The following is a 16091-nucleotide window of genomic DNA, read 5'->3' on the forward strand; positions in this document are numbered from 1 at the left end:
CCCGAAAAAACCAGAAAATTCTACTGCGCACCCGTCAGGAATCAATGACCTGGCGAAATGATTTTTCACAAGAGTGTAACCAGTTGCGTCTTTTTGCAGCAATACCGCCGCGCATTTGCGAAAGAAAGTAAATTCCACCGAATTCAAATTCAGCGGAATTATATTTAATTAAGTTGCATTGATTAAATAAATCTATATTAACCTGCGCAAACGGCGTCGCGCAGGCCGTTTGAAGGATGCAGAAAAATTAATGGGCGAGCAGGGCCAGGCGCTCCGGCGCAAGCCCCGTCAGCTTCGCCACCAGCGCCGTATTTCCCTTGCGGTTTGCCGAGGCGCCTCGCAAACTGTTTCCTCGATACCTGGCCCACTCACTGTGAAGGAGAAAAATCATGCGTCAAAGGACGATTGTTTGCCCGCTAATCCAAAATGAGGGCCATTACCTGTTGTGCAAGATGGCTGCCGACCGCGGGGTTTTTCCTGGACAGTGGGCACTGTCCGGCGGCGGCGTGGAGCCGGGGGAAAGTATTGAAGAGGCGCTGCGACGTGAAGTCCGCGAGGAGCTTGGCGAAAAACTGCAGTTGACCCGTATCACACCATGGAGCTTCCGCGATGATACCCGCGTGAAAACCTATGCCGATGGTCGCCAGGAAGAGATCTACATGATCTATTTGATTTTCGATTGCATAAGCGCCAACCGCGAGGTCACAATCAACGAGGAATTCGACGATTACGCCTGGGTGAAGGGCGAAGACCTGCAACATTACGATCTTAATGCCGCCACCCGCCTCACCCTAAGCCAGAAAGGGCTGCTTTAAACCACGGTCAACAGACGCAGCGTCACCTTCAATCCCCCCAGGCTTTCGCTGCGCGACAGCTGCGGGCGGCTACGATGTAGACGCGCGATATCGTTTACCAGCGCCAGGCCCAGCCCGGCGCCGGGTATGCCGCCGACGTTATCGAGCCGGCGAAACGGCGTCAGCGCCTGGTTAATCAGGTTTTCATCAATGCCCGGTCCGCTATCCTCCACGCTCAGCGTGACGGCTTCGCCATCGCGATGCAGGCTCAGCGTCACCGTCCCGCGTGCCGGAGTGTAGCGAATCGCATTGTCGAGCAGGTTGGCGCACAGTTCCCCCAACAAAACGCCATCCCCCAAAACGTTCACCGGCGACTGTTCGCCCTCATAACCCAGATCGATGTTTTTACTGCGCGCCTGGGCAATACGCGAAAAACAGCTATGGTGCACGACCTCCTGCAGATCGACCGCGACAAACGCCTGCTCGCCCTGCTCCCGGCGTTTCACCGTCGCCAGTTGTAACAAACGTTCGGTGAGTAAAATCGTATCATCCAGCGTCGCGCGCATGGCCTGCAAACTCTCGCGCCACAGCTGCGGATCCTCGCTGGCCAGCGCCACCGAGGCCTGGGTTTTCAGAACCGCCAGCGGCGTTTTTAACTGATGGGAGGCATCGGCACTAAAGCGCTCTTGCCGGGAGATCATCACCCGCAGGCGGTCAATATAGCGGTTAAAAGCCACGATCAGCAGCCGCGTTTCCGACCACGGCAGCAATTCCGGTAGCGGCTTCAGCAGGCCGGGTTCGCGGCGCACCATCAGCGCCGAGAGCTGACGCATTGGACGCAGAACGCGGCGCAGTAGCCACCCCGCCAGTACCAACGTCAATAGCACTAATAAGCCCTGTGACACCCAGGATGAGAACAGCAGTTGTCCGGCCAGCCAGCGCCGCGACTGCAGCGTTTCGGCAATATAAATCTCCGCCATACCAACGATGCCGCCTTCGTTGACCGGCTGCAGCAGGCGCGCCACGCGGATGGCCTGGCCGCGGTATTCGGTATGATAAAACCATGCCAGCGCCGGGTAGAGCTGGGTTCGTGAAGTGGCCGGCGGCATCGCCGGCAGATCGTCAAAACCGGAGATCACTTTCCCCTGCGGGTCGACCACCTTGTAATACAGCCGGTCGTTCATGTTGAGTTCAAAGCTGTCCAGCACCACCCAGGGCACATTGACCTCCAGATGGCCGCCACGCACCACCAGCCGCTCCGCTACGGTGCGCGCCGAGGAGAGCAGCGTACGATCGTAGGCCTGCGTCGCCGCCTGCAGCGCGCTCACGTAGCTATTGAATGCCGATAGCCCCCACAACAGCGCCAGCGGCAGGCCGAGAAACAGCAGCAGTTGGGCATACAGCGACTGCGGTTTACCCCATTTCATGCGGCTCACACTCCAGCAGATAACCCAGCCCGCGTAGCGTAGTGATACGCACGTTACTCTGCTGGAGTTTCTTGCGCAGGCGGTGAATATAAAGTTCGATGCTTTCCGGACTGACGTCGTCGCTGAGGCTAAACACCTGTTCAAATAGCTGCTGGCGGGAAACCGGACGGGTACGGCGAAACATCAGCACTTTCAACAGCGCCAGCTCGCGCGGCGTCAGGGACAACATCTCACCACGCAGCAGAAAATAGCCTTCATCGCGATATTCCAGCTCGCCAAGCTGCTGTACCTCATGCACCTGCCCTTCGCTGCGTCGCAGCAGCGCCCGCAGCCGGGCGTCGAGCTCCTCCAGCTCAAAAGGTTTGGGTAGGTAATCGTCGGCGCCGACGTTCAGCCCTTTCACCCGATCCGCTACCGCGCTACGCGCGGTCAACAGCAGCACCGGCAGCGTTTGTCCACGCTTACGCAACCGCTGTACCACCTCGAGACCATCTAAGCCCGGCATACCGATATCCAGCACCGCCAGCGCATATTTTTCGCTTTGCAGCAGGTGATCCGCCGCCCGGCCATCAAAAACGCAATCCACGGCAAAACCGCCCTGCACCAGCGCTTTTTCCAGCCAGTGAGCCAGCTCACGGTTATCCTCGGCTAATAAGAGACGCATATCACATCCTGTAAAGTTGCTGCCGCATTGAAAGGGAAATGAAAGGTAACTGTTTTAACAATCACGCAACCGAATCGCCACATGTCGGTTCACATAATCAGAAAAACATTCCCTGTACCTACTGAGGAAGCCTATGAAAACGCCATTTTTCCGCCATCTTAGCGCCATCGCGCTGTGCCTCTGTACAACCACCGCTTTCGCGGCGCAAGCCCCGTCCCGCACCGAATGTATCGCCCCCGCCAAACCCGGCGGCGGCTTCGACCTTACCTGTAAGCTAATTCAGGTGAGCCTGATGGAAACCGGCGCGATCGAAAAACCGATGCGCGTTACCTATATGCCCGGCGGCGTCGGCGCGGTGGCCTATAACGCCATCGTCGCCCAGCGCCCGGCGGAAGCCGGAACCGTGGTCGCCTTTTCCGGCGGCTCGCTGCTGAATTTGTCGCAGGGGAAATTCGGCCGCTACGGCGTTGATGACGTGCGCTGGCTGGCCAGCGTCGGTACCGACTACGGCATGATTGCCGTGCGCGCCGATTCGCCATGGAAAGACCTGAAGTCATTCATGAGCGCAATGGAGAAAAATCCCGCCACTATCGTCATTGGCGCCGGGGCCTCCATCGGCAGCCAGGACTGGATGAAAGCGGCGCTGCTGGCGCAAAAAGCCAACGTTGACCCGCACAAGATGCGCTACGTCGCCTTTGAGGGCGGCGGCGAGCCGGTAACCGCCCTGCTCGGCAACCATGTGCAGGCGGTCTCCGGCGATCTGAGTGAAATGGTGCCGTACCTGCAGGGAAATAAGATCCGCGTCCTGGCGGTCTTCTCCAACGAACGTCTGCCGGGCGCGCTGGCTGATGTCCCTACCGCTAAAGAGCAGGGCTATGACCTGGTCTGGCCGATTATTCGCGGCTTCTTTATGGGCCCGAAAGTAAGCGATGCCGACTACCAGTGGTGGGTTGATGAATTCACTAAACTGCAGCAAACCGATGAGTTCAAAAAGCAACGTGAACTGCGCGGCCTGTTTGAATTCAACATGAACGGCAAGGAACTCGATACCTATGTAAAACAGCAGGTCAGCGATTATCGCGAACAGGCGAAAGCCTTTGGCCTGGCTAAATAATCCGCGGAGGCGCTAATGAGCGATCGTATCTTTGCCGGAGTCTGGCTGTTGTTATGCATTGGCGGCCTGTTTATCGCCTGGCAGATCCACAGCGAATACTCGTATGAACCCGTCGGCCCGCGCCCTTTCCCGTTGGGCATTATCGGCCTGATGCTGCTGTGTTCAGCGCTGATGCTGCTGCGTCGCCCGGACGCCATCGAGTGGCCGGGACGACATGTCCTGCAACGACTGTTAACCATGGTCGTGGTGCTGGTGGTCTATGCCTGGGGATTTGAATGGCTGGGCTTTCCGCTGGCGACCGCGCTGCTGACGGCGGTGATCGGCCTGCTATTCGGCGCCACGCTACCGGCGGCAGGCATTGCCGGCGTGGTGATGGGCGTCTCGTTATGGTACGCCTTCGATACCTTACTTGATGTGACTCTGCCGCTTGGCGTCTGGTTAAATTAACGGAGAAGCTTATGGATACCTGGATCTATCTGTCGCAGGGTTTCGCCGTCGCCATGACGCCGGAAAATCTGCTTATCGCCCTCATCGGCTGCTTTGTCGGAACCATCGTCGGGCTGCTGCCCGGCCTCGGGCCGATTAACGGCGTCGCCATTCTGCTGCCGCTGGCCTTTGCCCTGCACCTGCCCGCGGAATCGGCGCTGATCCTGTTGGCGACGGTTTATATCGGTTGCGAATATGGCGGGCGTATTTCATCTATCCTGCTGAACGTACCCGGCGATGCCGCCGCCATCATGACGGCGCTTGATGGCTATCCCATGGCGCAGCAAGGGCGCGGCGGCGTCGCGCTGTCGATTTCCGCCGTCAGCTCTTTCTTCGGTTCGCTTATCGCGATCGGCGGCATTATTTTGTTCGCGCCGCTTCTCGCCCAGTGGTCGCTGGCGTTCGGCCCGGCGGAATATTTCGCGCTGATGGTGTTTGCCATCGCCTGCCTCGGCAGCATGATGGCGCAAAACCCGCTGAAGTCGTTCCTCGCGGCGTTAATCGGTTTGGGCCTGGCGACGGTGGGCGTGGATGCCAACACCGGGGTTTACCGCTTTACCTTCGACAGCGTCCATCTCTCCGATGGCGTTCAGTTTATAGTGGTGGTTATCGGGCTGTTCTCCGTTTCGGAGATCCTGTTGATGCTGGAGAGCACCAGCGGCGGGCAAACACTGGTGCGTAAAACCGGGCGCATGCTATTTAACACCAAAGAGGCCGCGCAGTGCGTCGGCGCGACCCTGCGTTCTTCCGTGGTGGGTTTCTTCGTCGGTATTCTGCCCGGCGCCGGGGCGACCATCGCCAGCGCCATCACCTATATGACGGAGAAAAAAATCAGTGGTAATAGCGATAACTTCGGCAAGGGGGATATTCGCGGCGTAGCGGCGCCGGAAGCCGCGAATAACGCCTCCGCCTGCGGTTCGTTTATTCCAATGCTGACGCTCGGCGTGCCTGGTTCCGGCACCACCGCGGTCATGATGGGCGCGCTGACGCTATATAACATTACGCCCGGCCCGGCGATGTTCACCGAACAGCCGGATATCGTCTGGGGGCTCATCGCCGCGCTGCTTATCGCCAACGTGATGCTGCTTATTATGAACATTCCGCTGATTGGCCTGTTCACCCGCATGCTGACGATCCCGCTATGGTTCCTGGTACCGGCCATCGCCGCCGTTTCCGCCGTCGGCGTCTATGCGGTGCACAGCACCACCTTTGACCTGTTGCTGATGGTTGGCCTCGGCGTGCTCGGCTACATCATGCGTAAAATGCACTTTCCGATGTCGCCGCTGATCCTCGGTTTTGTATTGGGCGAGATGCTGGAGCAGAACCTGCGCCGCGCGCTGTCGATCAGCAACGGTAATCTGGCTATCCTCTGGGAAAGCGGCGTAACCAAAACATTGCTGATGCTGGCTGTCGCCGTGCTGGTGGTACCGCCGCTGCTGCGTCTGAGACGTAAACAGCGCCAGCGCCGCGCCGAGGCTAATATCGGCTAAACCGGCAAATTGACCCATTCGCGCAGCGCCCGGCGCGAAATCTTAATCCCGCCGTTCTTTAACGTTTCCGGCAGCCGTAGCCACTGTACCGGCTGCTGGAAACGGGCTAACCGTTCAGCGCTCCATGCCGCCAACGTGGCCATTTCGCAGCCATCCTCGCATTCAACCACCGCCACCGGGCGTTGGCCGTATTCGATATCATCCTGCGGCACAATAAACACCTGCTGAACCTGCGGATGGGCGAGTATCACGCGCTCAACCTCCTCCGGCTGAATGCCTTCGCCGCCGCTAAAAAAGAGATTATCCAGTCGCCCAACAACCGACAGCCGACCGGCACGTAACTCCCCGCGATCGCGCGTCGCAAACCAGCCTTCATCATTGGTTAATGACAACAGTTGACCATCCCGCCAGTAGCCCGCGGCCATGCTCGCCGCCCGCAGCCAGATCTCGCCGGCGACAATTTTTACCTCCCGTCCCGGCAGCGCTTCGCCCACATCCGCCGCTCCGTCGGCCTCTTTGGCGCAAACCGTGGAGGCGAATTCGGTGAGGCCGTAGCCGCAGAAGCTGCGTATCCCCTGCGCTCGCGCCCTTTCGGTCAGCTCGACGGGGATCGCCGCGCCGCCAAGCAGCACCGCCTTGAGTGAAACATCGGCATCGCCATTTAGCAGGCGCCATAGCTGAGTCGGTACCAGTGAAGCATGGGTACAGCCCAGCAGCGCCTGCTCCAGTGGTTGTCTATCGCGCACCGTCAGCCGCGCGCCAGCCAGCAGCCAGCGCCAGATGATCCCCTGCCCGGAGACATGGAACAACGGCAGCGACAGCAGCCAGTCGTCTTCCGCGGCAAACGGCATCAGCGCCAGCACACCCGCGGCACTGGCCAGATGGGCGCTGGCGCTATGTACCGCCGCCTTCGGCAGGCCGGTTGAGCCGGAGGTTAACGTCATCGACACCAGCCGTTCGCCATACCAGCAAACGGCACAGGCGCCTTCTGCCGCCTGCAGAGTTAACGCCGGTAAATTCCCCGGCAGCGTATCACCGTTAAGCACCAGTTGATGCTGTACGGTTAACGCAGGCAACAGTTCCTGCAGCAATGCCGTAGGCAACTGCGGATTAAGCGGCAGCACCCGTGCCCCGCACTGCAGCAGCGCCAGCCAGGCGAGTAGCGTCTCCGGCTGGTTGTAGGCCCTAAGCGCCACGCCCTGACCTTCCAATACGCCCTGCGCGGCAAAACCAGATGCCAGCGCGTCAATCCGCGCGCATAGCTCACGCCAGGTCAACGCCTGGTCATTCAGGCGTAGCGCCTGCGACTCGCCGCGTAACTGACGCCAGTGACGCCACGGCCAATCGGAAAACATCACAGCAGTTGCTCCAGCTCATCAGCATTGAAAATTGGCAGCGTACTCTCCGGCCACGCCCGCACCAGTTGCGCGCCCATCAGCGCCAGCGTGTCGAGTCCGGGGATAGTCTGCGGAGTCAGCCAGGCGGCGATCCTCGCCAGCTGCGTTAACCCCAGGCTGGACTCGACCGACGAGCTAATCACCGCGCTCAGCCCCAGCGCATGCGCCGCGGCGACCTGTTGCTGAACCTTTTGTAAGCTGCCGGTCAGCGTCGGTTTGATCACCACCGCGCGCACGCCGGGCTCGGCGACAAAACGGAAATCCGCCTCGCGCAGGCTTTCATCCCAGGCGATAGCAATACCGGTCTGCTGGCTGAATTCACGCGAATCGTCGCGGCTTTTGCACGGTTCTTCGAGAAAGGCAATGCGTTGGCGATAGGCCGGATTAACATATTTGGCGAACTGCTGCGCTTTGATCGGCGTCCACGCCCGGTTGGCATCCAGCCGCAGCTGCAGGTCGGGGATCGCTTCCAGCAGCAGATTCACCACCATGCCGTCGCGTACCGCCTCCCACAGCCCTACTTTCACCTTAGCGACTTTCTCGCCGGGCATCGCCGCCAGTTTGGCGAACAGTTCATCCGGGTCGCCGGAACAGAGCGGCGCCGCGCGATAATCCGCCGCCTGTGGTAGCTCGCCGCCAAGCTCCGCCTGCGCGCAGCTAATACCAAAAGCGACGGAGGGCTGCATAGGAAGCGGCGGCTCGGCGCCGTCGCGCCAGGCCCGCGCCCACGCCAGCAGCGCCATTTGCGCCTCTTCCAGCGTTTCGTCACTGAATCCCGGCAGGGGAGAAATTTCCCCCCAACCTTCGCGTTCACCCTCCTGCAGACGGATGAACAGCCCGTCGCGGGTTTTTAACCGCCGTTCGCGCAGAACCACGCCCGCGTCCATCGGTATCTGCCAGCGGTAAACCTGCGAAACGCGCATTATGGATTCCGTTTAAATTTGCTGAAGTCCGGCTGACGTTTCTGGTTAAAAGCGTTACGTCCTTCCTGCCCTTCTTCCGTCATGTAGAACAGCATGGTGGCGTTACCCGCCAGCTCCTGCAGCCCGGCCTGGCCATCGCAGTCGGCGTTCAACGCCGCTTTCAGGCAGCGCAGCGCCATCGGGCTGTTTTGCAGCATTTCACGACACCAGCGCACGGTCTCTTTTTCCAGATCCGCCAACGGGACCACGGTATTCACCAGCCCCATATCCAGCGCCTGCTGGGCGTCATACTGACGGCACAGGAACCAGATTTCGCGCGCTTTTTTCTGCCCGACGATACGCGCCATATAGGAAGCGCCCCAGCCGCCATCAAAGGAGCCGACTTTAGGCCCGGTCTGGCCGAAGATGGCATTGTCCGCCGCGATGGTCAGATCGCACATCATGTGCAGTACGTGGCCGCCGCCGATAGAGTAACCGGCGACCATCGCCACTACCGGTTTCGGGCAGGTGCGGATCTGGCGCTGGAAGTCGAGCACGTTGAGATGGTGAACGCCAGAGTCGTCCTGATAGCCGCCGTAGTCGCCGCGGACTTTCTGGTCGCCGCCGGCGCAGAAAGCTTTATCGCCTTCACCGGTCAGCACGATGACGCCGATATTGTCGTCATAGCGGGCATCCGCCAGCGCCTGAATCATCTCTTTGACGGTCAGCGGACGAAAGGCGTTGCGCACCTGCGGACGATTGATAGTGATTTTAGCAATCCCGTCAGTCGATTTTTGATAACGAATATCGGTATAGCCTTCTGAGCAATCGTGCCATTCAACGGGGGCGTAGAGCATTGCTTCATCAAGAGAGATCATAGAATGTCCTTCAGTTAACTTGCCAGAATCTGCGCCAGACAGGCAATCACCGCCGCGGGGTTGTCCCGGTGCGCGTTGTGTCCGGCATGGTGAATGATATGGGTATCGGCGGCGAGCGCTTGCGCGATGGCGCGAAACTTCGCGTCGCGTTCGCCGCACAGGTAGTGAAAAGGAAAATCGCGAGCCTGCAGAGACGGGCGCAAATCGCCCTGCCGGGCAAGGGAGGTAGCCTCCAGCATCGCCGCCAGCGTAGCGCCGTTATTGCGGCGACGTAGGGCGACCAATGACGCGCGCTGCGCCGCATCCAGCGAAGCGAAGACCGGCTGCTGATACCAGTCGGCGAAGACCTGCGCTAACGGCTCGCGGCGAAAACGTTCCGCCCAGGCGCTATCGTTGATGAGCCGCGCCTGCCGCGACGCTTCGTCCTCCAGGCCCGGATGTCCGCCCTCAACGATCAGGCCGCGCAGGCCCGCGCGCGGCTGGCAGGCGAAGTTCATCGCCACCCGGCCGCCCAGGGAGTAGCCAATCAGCCAGTAATCCAGGATGTTGTAACTATTTAGCGTAGCCTGCAGTAATTCGCTAACCCCGGTAAAGCCATCGACCGCGATATCCGCCGAGCCACCGTGCCCCGGCAGATCGAGATACAGCCGCGGCCAGGCCGGAAACGATTCGCCAACCGTACGCCACTCGTCGCGGTCTCCGGAAAAGCCGTGCAGGAATACCAGCCAGGGATAACCCGGCTGGCCGCTTTCAACCGCCGCGTTGAGCGTCACAGGCGACTTACCTGCGCCAGCAGTTGCTGGAGAGTCTGCGTACCGTCGGTCTCGTTAACCGCCAGCTCAATTACCGTCGCCCCGGAGCGGCGCCACGCGCCTGCCAGCGCCTCATCCAGCGACTGCCAGTCATCAGGGCGGTGATAAGTCAGACCAAACATCGCCGCCGCGTGGCTGAAATCCACGTCCTGCGGCATTAAATAGAATTGACGGCGCTCGTCCTGCGGCGTCGGCAGCATAGAGAAAATCTGCCCGCCGTTATTATTGACCACAATCAGCACCAGCGGCGCCGACGCCTGGCGCAGCAGGGCCAGCGAGTTGAGATCGTATAACGCCGAAAGATCGCCGACGATCGCAAGCGTAGGCCGGGCGCTCGCCCGCTGCACGCCGGCGGCGGTCGCCAACAGGCCATCAATGCCGCTGGCGCCGCGATTACTATAGACCGGATAACCCGCCGGCAGTTGCCCCAGCGCGTCTATCAGGCGTACCACTAAACTGTTGCCAACAAACAGCTGTCCCTGATCCGGCAAATAGCGCCGAATGCGCTGCGCCAGCTGCGCTTCGCCAAAAGGCTCGTTGCTGGCGACGGCGGCCTGCCACGCCTGCCCGGCAAGCTGCGGGATCACCGTCGCCCACGGCTGGCGTTTCTCCGCCGGATGCAATTCGAGCCAGCGCTCAACGCTTGAGAGCAGACGGCGACCGCGGTGCTGCGCCGGATCGAGGCGACCGCGCAGATTATCCACCAGCCAGTATTCATCCGGCTCGCAGGTCGCCTGCCACTGGAGCACGCGTTTGCCGGTCAGACTGCTACCGAGTTGCACGACGATTTGCGCCTGCGCCAGTTCGCTGACCGCTTTACCGTTGCCCAGCCACAGGTCGGCGCATGGCAACGGCTGCCCGGTCTGCGACAGGACATCGCCAATCAGCGGCCAGCCGAGGGTCTGCGCCCATTCAGCCACTTTTTTACCTTCAGCGGCGCTCATCCTGCCCGCGACCACTACGCCGCGTTTTTGCCGCCAGAAGAACCAGTCGCGCTGTTTCTCACTCTCCATCTGCAGCGCCTGACGCAGCCAGGGCTTATCGCTCTGCCACCAGTTGCCGAGCTGCTGTTGCCACTCCAGCCCGCTATCGTCCATATCGCCATATAGCGGCTCAGCGAACGGGCAGTTGATATGCACCCCGCCGGCATGCAGCTCGCCCAGCGCCTGATCGATGGTCGAGACCAACCAGCGCGCGGAAATATCCTGCGAAGGACGCGGTAAAGAAACGGTCTGCGCAGGATGAGAAGCAAACATTCCCGGTTGGCGGATGGCCTGATTGGCGCCGCAGTCGATAAGCTCCGGCGGGCGGTCGGCGGTCAGCAGGATCAGCTTTTCACCCGTCAGGCCCGCTTCAATCAGCGCCGGATAGAGATTCGCGGTCGCTGTTCCGGAGGTGACAATCACCGCCACCGGCTGGCGGCTGGCCTTCGCCAGTCCCAGCGCCAGGTGGCCAAGACCACGTTCGTCAAAATGAGTATGATGAATAAAAGCGCGGTTTTCCGCCGCCGCCAGGGTTAAGGGCGTCGAGCGCGAGCCTGGGGCAATGCAAATGTGCTGCACGCCGTGGCGGGTTAAAGCTTCAAGGATCACCGCCGCCCAGCGTCGGTTAAATGCGCTTACTGACATGAAATTGTCCGGTATCAAATATTGATGCTAAGTATAGATAAGGCAGAGTTGCGCCGTTTTGATATACGTCGTCTCTCTACGTTTCTGAAAGTAATAACGTTCGTAATCCCGCCGCTTTATTTTCTATTTCTTGCCACTCCTGCTGCGGGTCAGATCCGCTGACGATACCGGCCCCGGCATACAGCCTCAGGGTGTCGTTTTCGACTTTTGCCGAACGCAGCGCCACGCAAAACTCGCTTTGCGCCAGTGAAAGATAACCTGCGGAGCCGGCATACCATTCGCGGGTGAAAGGCTCATGGCGGCGGATGAACGCCAGCGCCGCCTGGCGCGGCAGCCCCGCCACCGCCGCGGTAGGCTGCAGCTGCAGCAGACAGCGGCTGTCGTCGGGCTCAGCCAGTTCGCACCAGATACAGCGCCGGAGATGCTGCACCTTACGCAGGCGTACGACCTGCGGCGGCAGAACGTCAAGCGTCGGCGACTCGCCCTGCAAACGCTGGCAGATATCCTCCACCACCAGCATATTTTCCCGCTGGTTTTTATCGTCTTTCATTAGCCAATCGGCCAACTGCTGCGCCCGGGCGTCATCGTGATGATTTGCGACGGTGCCCGCCAGCGCTTCGGTGCGCAGCAGCGCGCCGCGTCGCCGCCACAGCCGTTCCGGCGTGGAGCCGAGAAACGCCTGCTGTGGGCTAAAGGCCATCAGGAAGTGAAAACAGTTAAGATTGCTGCGTCGACTGGCCGCCATAATGGCAAACGCCTGCAGCGGCGCGCTAAAGCGTAAATCCGTGACCCGTGCCAGCACAACCTTATCCATTTCGCCGGCGCCGATTGCCTGCGTCGCCTGCGTAATCAGCTCGCGCCACTGCGGGTATTCCGGCGCATGCTGCTCGCTTTGCAGCGGCGGCATCAATGCCGCCGTCGCCTGCTCGCTATTTAATGATTGAAGAAACGCCCTCGCGGCGGCCGCGTCGTCTTGCAGCGAGGTCACACTGTGTACCACCAGCCGTAAAGTCGCTTTGCCGCCCAGGCGGCGCCACTCCAGTCGCGGCAGAAACAGATGACCCTGCTGCGGATCGAACGCATTCAGCCCGCTGATGCGCAGATCTTCCCGCCCCTGCGCGCATAAAAAATCATGCGCCGCGGACAAAGAGGCAAAGGTGGTTACCGCCCCCAGCGCCGCCAGCTCTTCATCACCGTTACGCTGCTGCCAGTAGAATTGCGGCCAGCACGGCTGATGCGCGCACCACAGTAACGGGTCGAAGGCGTCGTTTAACGGGAATGGGATATCAAAAATTCGCGTGCCGGGTGACGGAGGGAAATCTTCAGCCAGGCAGCCCAGCAGGCTTTCCAGCGCGGTGGAAACAGACAGCACGCGAACCTCCACGAAATTAAAAACCCCACATTATAAAGGGTAGCTGCGATAAATAGCAGTACCCATCATGAGGGAGCGAACCTTAACAGGCCCGGCGAACGCCAGCCACTGGATTCGCTACAGGAGGAAAAGTATAGATAATTGATAGCGATACGCTATTACTATTTAGCTTCTTAATGAGTTGTGATGTCGCGCGCCATACCGATATGGGCAATACCGTCCTCATCGTATACCTCCGTCACCGGCACAAAACCAAAGCTGGCATAAAATTTCTGCAGATGCGCCTGCGCCCCCAGATAAATCGCCTTCTGCGGCCAGTTCTGCCGGCAGCTGGCCAGCCCCTGCTCCATCAGCTGGTAGCCCAGCTTCTCGCCGCGCACGGACGGGCTAACGATAACCCGGCCAATCACCACCGGTTCGAACTCCTCTTCGCTTTTGAGGATCCGCGCATAGGCCACCAGCTCTCCGTCGCGCCAGCCGAGCAGATGACGGTTCTCACCGACTAAATCATCGCCGTCGATATCCTGATAGACGCAGCGTTGTTCGACGACAAACACCGCGCTGCGCAGCTTCAGCAAGGCGTACAGTTGAGCAACGGTGAGCTCGCTGTGATGTAAATCCTGCCAGGTCATCATTTGTGACTCCTTATTGATATACTGATGCTTTACCACTCGCCTGAGGACACTGGACGATGGAATTAACATTTTTGGGGACATCCGCCGGCGTGCCGACCCGTACGCGTAATATGACGTCGATAATACTGAATTTGCAACAACCCACCAGCGCTGAAATGTGGTTGTTTGACTGCGGCGAAGGCACCCAGCATCAGTTTCTCCATACCCCTTACCACCCAGGCAAACTGAATAAAATTTTCATCACTCACCTGCACGGCGATCATCTGTTCGGCCTGCCCGGCCTGTTGTGCAGCCGCTCGATGCAGGGAAATTCGCTGCCGCTGACGGTTTACGGGCCAAAAGGGATTAAAGAATTTATCGAAACCGCGCTGCGCCTGAGCGGCTCGTGGACCGATTATCCGCTCACTATCATCGAAGTCGGCCCCGGCCTGGTCTTCGACGAAGATGGCTATCGGGTCAGCGCGTACCCGCTCAGTCATCCGGTGGAGTGCTACGGCTACCGCATCGAACAGCATGACAAGCCCGGAACGCTCGATGCCGCCCAACTGATTGCCGATGGCGTGCGTCCGGGGCCGCTGTTCCATCAGCTCAAGCTCGGCCAGCGTGTTGAACTGGAAGATGGCCGGGTCATCGACGGTAGCCGCTATCTGGGACCATCGACGCCGGGTAAAACGCTGGCCATTTTTGGCGATACCGCCCCCTGCCCGCAGGCGCTGGAGATGGCGCGCGGCGCGGATGTGATAGTCCACGAAACCACGCTTGAGCAGGCGATGGCGGAGAAAGCCAATAGCCGTGGCCACTCTTCCAGTCAGCAAACCGCGGCGCTTGCCAAAGAAGCGGGAGTCGGCACGCTAATCGCCACCCACTTTAGCTCGCGCTACGATGCAGAAGGCTGCCTGCGTATGCTGGCGGAATGCCGGGAGATTTTCGCCAATACGCTACTGGCGGAGGATTTTATGGTCTATCGGCTGGCGTAAACCGCAGGCATAAAAAAACCGCCGACAAGTCGGCGGTTTTTTATTTATAGCGCAGATTACATCAGCGGCGTCGCCAGCTGCACGATGCTAATCAGCGGCTGCGGCCACACGCCGAGCACCAGCACCAGCAGCGCGGAGATCAGCACTACGATACCGCCGGCGCTGTACTGCCAGTTTGACGGCGCATCGCGGTTCAACTGCTCCGGGGCGCTGAGGTACAGGCTGACGGCAACGCGCAGATAGTAGTAGAGACCAATCGCCGAGCCGATCACTACCGCGGCAACCAGCCACCACAGGTGCGCATGCACACCGACGGCCAGCACGTAGAACTTACCGATAAAGCCGAGGGTCATCGGGATACCGGCCAGCGACAGCATCATCACCGTCATTACCGCCGACAGGATCGGACGGTGCCAGAACAGACCGCGGTAGGAGAACAGCGAGTCAGCATCCGGACCGCGGTACGGGCTGGACATCAGGCTGACCACGCCGAACGCGCCGAGGCTGCTGAACAGATAACCGGCCAGATAGACGCCAACGGCTTCCATCGACATTTCGCCGCTCTGCAGGGCGATTAACGCCACCAGCAGATAGCCGAGGTGTGAGATGGAAGAGTAACCGAGCAGACGCTTAATGTTGGTCTGGCTCAGCGCCATCAGGTTACCGAAGATGATAGAGGCGAAGGCGATCAGGCCCAGCACCACACGTACCGCTTCGCTGTCGCCCACCGGCATGTACAGGAACAGACGCATCACCACGCCGAAGATGGCAATCTTGCTGGCGGTCGCCAGGAAGGTGGATACCGGCGCAGGCGCGCCCTGGTATACATCCGGCGTCCACAGGTGGAACGGCACCAGCGACAATTTAAAGCCAAGACCGACGATCATCAGACCGAGGCCCGCCAGCAGAAGCGGCTCGTGCAGCGCGTTGTCAGCCAGGCTCTTGCCCAGCGCGAGGAAGGACAGGTTACCGGAATTCGCATACACCAGCGCCATACCGAACAGCAGGAAAGACGAGGCTGCCGCGGAGAGGATGGTGTATTTGATGCTCGCTTCCAGCGAACGTTTCTGGCGGAAGGCGTAACCGACCAGGCCGAACAACGGCAGCGAAATCAATTCGATACCGAGGAACAGCGAGGCCAGGTGATTGGCGCCGGCCAGCAGAATGCCACCCAGCGCGGCGATCAGCACCAGCAGGTAGAACTCTTCTTTATTGTCCTTGTAACCCTCAAGCCATGGGTAGGCGAAAGTACAGGTCGCGAGGCTCGCCAACAGCACCAGCCCGGTATAGAGCATCGAGTAACCGTCAACGCGGATCAGCGGGGTGACGTCCATCGCCCCGTTCTGACCAACAAACCAGAGCGAGACCAGCGCGGCGTTTAGTCCGAGAACCGACAACGTGGCATTGAGAAAATGATTGCGTCGCCACGCAATGGAGAGCATCACAACCACCACCGTCAAGCCGACGATCAGCAGCGGTAGCAGTGCGATCAGTTGTTGTGGAGTTATTGTCATG

At 59.9% G+C, this 16091-nt stretch carries 15 protein-coding genes; 5 read left to right on the top strand and 10 right to left on the bottom strand.

Annotated features, from left to right (window positions below; genetic code table 11):
- Positions 1-389 precede the first annotated feature (389 nt).
- Complete coding sequence (gene nudI, locus ABLU80_RS11815; RefSeq protein ID WP_047080718.1) at positions 390-815, top strand: nucleoside triphosphatase NudI; 426 nt, start codon at positions 390-392, stop codon at positions 813-815.
- Here the strand turns inward: nudI and ABLU80_RS11820 are convergent.
- Together ABLU80_RS11820 and tctD are read right to left on the bottom strand one after the other, a co-directional pair.
- Entirely contained in the window at positions 812-2221 is a 1410-nt protein-coding gene (locus ABLU80_RS11820) for a sensor histidine kinase (RefSeq protein ID WP_348849999.1), read from the bottom strand. The genes nudI and ABLU80_RS11820 overlap by 4 nt on opposite strands.
- The gene (tctD, locus tag ABLU80_RS11825) at positions 2208-2885 is read right to left on the bottom strand and encodes a transcriptional regulator TctD (protein WP_015706151.1); all 678 of its coding nucleotides are present in this window, start codon (positions 2883-2885) and stop codon (positions 2208-2210) included. The genes ABLU80_RS11820 and tctD overlap by 14 nt, the downstream gene beginning before the upstream one ends.
- Positions 2886-3018: 133 nt before the next feature.
- Here tctD and ABLU80_RS11830 point away from each other — a divergent pair, with 133 nt between their 5' ends.
- From ABLU80_RS11830 to ABLU80_RS11840, 3 genes are read left to right on the top strand one after another with little or no spacing between them, the layout of a single operon-like run.
- A complete protein-coding gene (locus tag ABLU80_RS11830) occupies positions 3019-3999 on the top strand; it encodes a tripartite tricarboxylate transporter substrate binding protein (RefSeq protein WP_015365605.1) in 981 nt (326 codons plus the stop codon).
- Positions 4000-4014: 15 nt separating this feature from the next.
- The gene (locus ABLU80_RS11835) at positions 4015-4446 is read left to right on the top strand and encodes a tripartite tricarboxylate transporter TctB family protein (RefSeq protein ID WP_015365604.1); all 432 of its coding nucleotides are present in this window, start codon (positions 4015-4017) and stop codon (positions 4444-4446) included.
- 11 nt (positions 4447-4457) lie between these two features.
- Positions 4458-5975, top strand: coding sequence for a tripartite tricarboxylate transporter permease (locus tag ABLU80_RS11840; RefSeq protein ID WP_015365603.1), 1518 nt, complete (start codon positions 4458-4460; stop codon positions 5973-5975).
- Here the strand turns inward: ABLU80_RS11840 and menE are convergent.
- The 7 genes from menE to ABLU80_RS11875 form a co-directional block, all read right to left on the bottom strand.
- Positions 5972-7333 carry an o-succinylbenzoate--CoA ligase gene (gene menE / locus ABLU80_RS11845; RefSeq protein ID WP_348850000.1) on the bottom strand — a complete coding sequence of 454 codons (1362 nt, stop codon included), beginning with the start codon at positions 7331-7333 and terminating at the stop codon, positions 5972-5974. The genes ABLU80_RS11840 and menE overlap by 4 nt on opposite strands.
- Entirely contained in the window at positions 7330-8295 is a 966-nt protein-coding gene (gene menC / locus ABLU80_RS11850) for an o-succinylbenzoate synthase (protein WP_032712085.1), read from the bottom strand. The genes menE and menC overlap by 4 nt, the downstream gene beginning before the upstream one ends.
- A complete protein-coding gene (gene menB / locus ABLU80_RS11855; RefSeq protein WP_015365600.1) occupies positions 8295-9152 on the bottom strand; it encodes a 1,4-dihydroxy-2-naphthoyl-CoA synthase in 858 nt (285 codons plus the stop codon). Before menB ends, menC begins: the two co-directional genes overlap by 1 nt.
- A 14-nt stretch (positions 9153-9166) precedes the next feature.
- Positions 9167-9925 carry a 2-succinyl-6-hydroxy-2,4-cyclohexadiene-1-carboxylate synthase gene (gene menH, locus ABLU80_RS11860; protein ID WP_348850001.1) on the bottom strand — a complete coding sequence of 253 codons (759 nt, stop codon included), beginning with the start codon at positions 9923-9925 and terminating at the stop codon, positions 9167-9169.
- Positions 9922-11592 (bottom strand): 2-succinyl-5-enolpyruvyl-6-hydroxy-3-cyclohexene-1-carboxylic-acid synthase, encoded by a 1671-nt coding sequence (menD, locus tag ABLU80_RS11865; RefSeq protein ID WP_348850002.1) that lies wholly within the window; start codon positions 11590-11592, stop codon positions 9922-9924. Before menD ends, menH begins: the two co-directional genes overlap by 4 nt.
- A gap of 76 nt (positions 11593-11668) precedes the next feature.
- Entirely contained in the window at positions 11669-12964 is a 1296-nt protein-coding gene (gene menF / locus ABLU80_RS11870; RefSeq protein WP_275516213.1) for an isochorismate synthase MenF, read from the bottom strand.
- A 173-nt stretch (positions 12965-13137) separates the two neighbouring features.
- On the bottom strand, positions 13138-13599 hold the full coding sequence (locus tag ABLU80_RS11875; RefSeq protein ID WP_348850003.1) for a GNAT family N-acetyltransferase: 462 nt from the start codon (positions 13597-13599) through the stop codon (positions 13138-13140).
- 56 nt (positions 13600-13655) lie between these two features.
- Here ABLU80_RS11875 and rnz point away from each other — a divergent pair, with 56 nt between their 5' ends.
- The gene (rnz, locus tag ABLU80_RS11880; protein WP_015365595.1) at positions 13656-14576 is read left to right on the top strand and encodes a ribonuclease Z; all 921 of its coding nucleotides are present in this window, start codon (positions 13656-13658) and stop codon (positions 14574-14576) included.
- A 56-nt stretch (positions 14577-14632) separates the two neighbouring features.
- Here the strand turns inward: rnz and nuoN are convergent, their stop codons facing one another.
- Complete coding sequence (nuoN, locus tag ABLU80_RS11885) at positions 14633-16090, bottom strand: NADH-quinone oxidoreductase subunit NuoN (protein WP_015365594.1); 1458 nt, start codon at positions 16088-16090, stop codon at positions 14633-14635.
- Between the last annotated feature and the right edge of the window lies 1 nt (position 16091).

It is taken from the genome of Klebsiella sp. CN_Kp104 (genome assembly GCF_040064515.1).
Taxonomy (GTDB): Bacteria; Pseudomonadota; Gammaproteobacteria; order Enterobacterales; family Enterobacteriaceae; genus Klebsiella; species Klebsiella aerogenes.

Bases quoted from the DNA above. Each gene is read 5' to 3' on its own strand.
- nudI (WP_047080718.1), top strand. From the start codon at position 390: ATGCGTCAAAGGACGATTGTTTGCCCGCTAATCCAAAATGAGGGCCAT.
- ABLU80_RS11820 (WP_348849999.1), bottom strand. From the start codon at position 2,221: ATGAAATGGGGTAAACCGCAGTCGCTGTATGCCCAACTGCTGCTGTTT.
- tctD (WP_015706151.1), bottom strand. From the start codon at position 2,885: ATGCGTCTCTTATTAGCCGAGGATAACCGTGAGCTGGCTCACTGGCTG.
- ABLU80_RS11830 (WP_015365605.1), top strand. From the start codon at position 3,019: ATGAAAACGCCATTTTTCCGCCATCTTAGCGCCATCGCGCTGTGCCTC.
- ABLU80_RS11835 (WP_015365604.1), top strand. From the start codon at position 4,015: ATGAGCGATCGTATCTTTGCCGGAGTCTGGCTGTTGTTATGCATTGGC.
- ABLU80_RS11840 (WP_015365603.1), top strand. From the start codon at position 4,458: ATGGATACCTGGATCTATCTGTCGCAGGGTTTCGCCGTCGCCATGACG.
- menC (WP_032712085.1), bottom strand. From the start codon at position 8,295: ATGCGCGTTTCGCAGGTTTACCGCTGGCAGATACCGATGGACGCGGGC.
- menB (WP_015365600.1), bottom strand. From the start codon at position 9,152: ATGATCTCTCTTGATGAAGCAATGCTCTACGCCCCCGTTGAATGGCAC.
- menD (WP_348850002.1), bottom strand. From the start codon at position 11,592: ATGTCAGTAAGCGCATTTAACCGACGCTGGGCGGCGGTGATCCTTGAA.
- ABLU80_RS11875 (WP_348850003.1), bottom strand. From the start codon at position 13,599: ATGATGACCTGGCAGGATTTACATCACAGCGAGCTCACCGTTGCTCAA.
- rnz (WP_015365595.1), top strand. From the start codon at position 13,656: ATGGAATTAACATTTTTGGGGACATCCGCCGGCGTGCCGACCCGTACG.
- nuoN (WP_015365594.1), bottom strand. From the start codon at position 16,090: ATGACAATAACTCCACAACAACTGATCGCACTGCTACCGCTGCTGATC.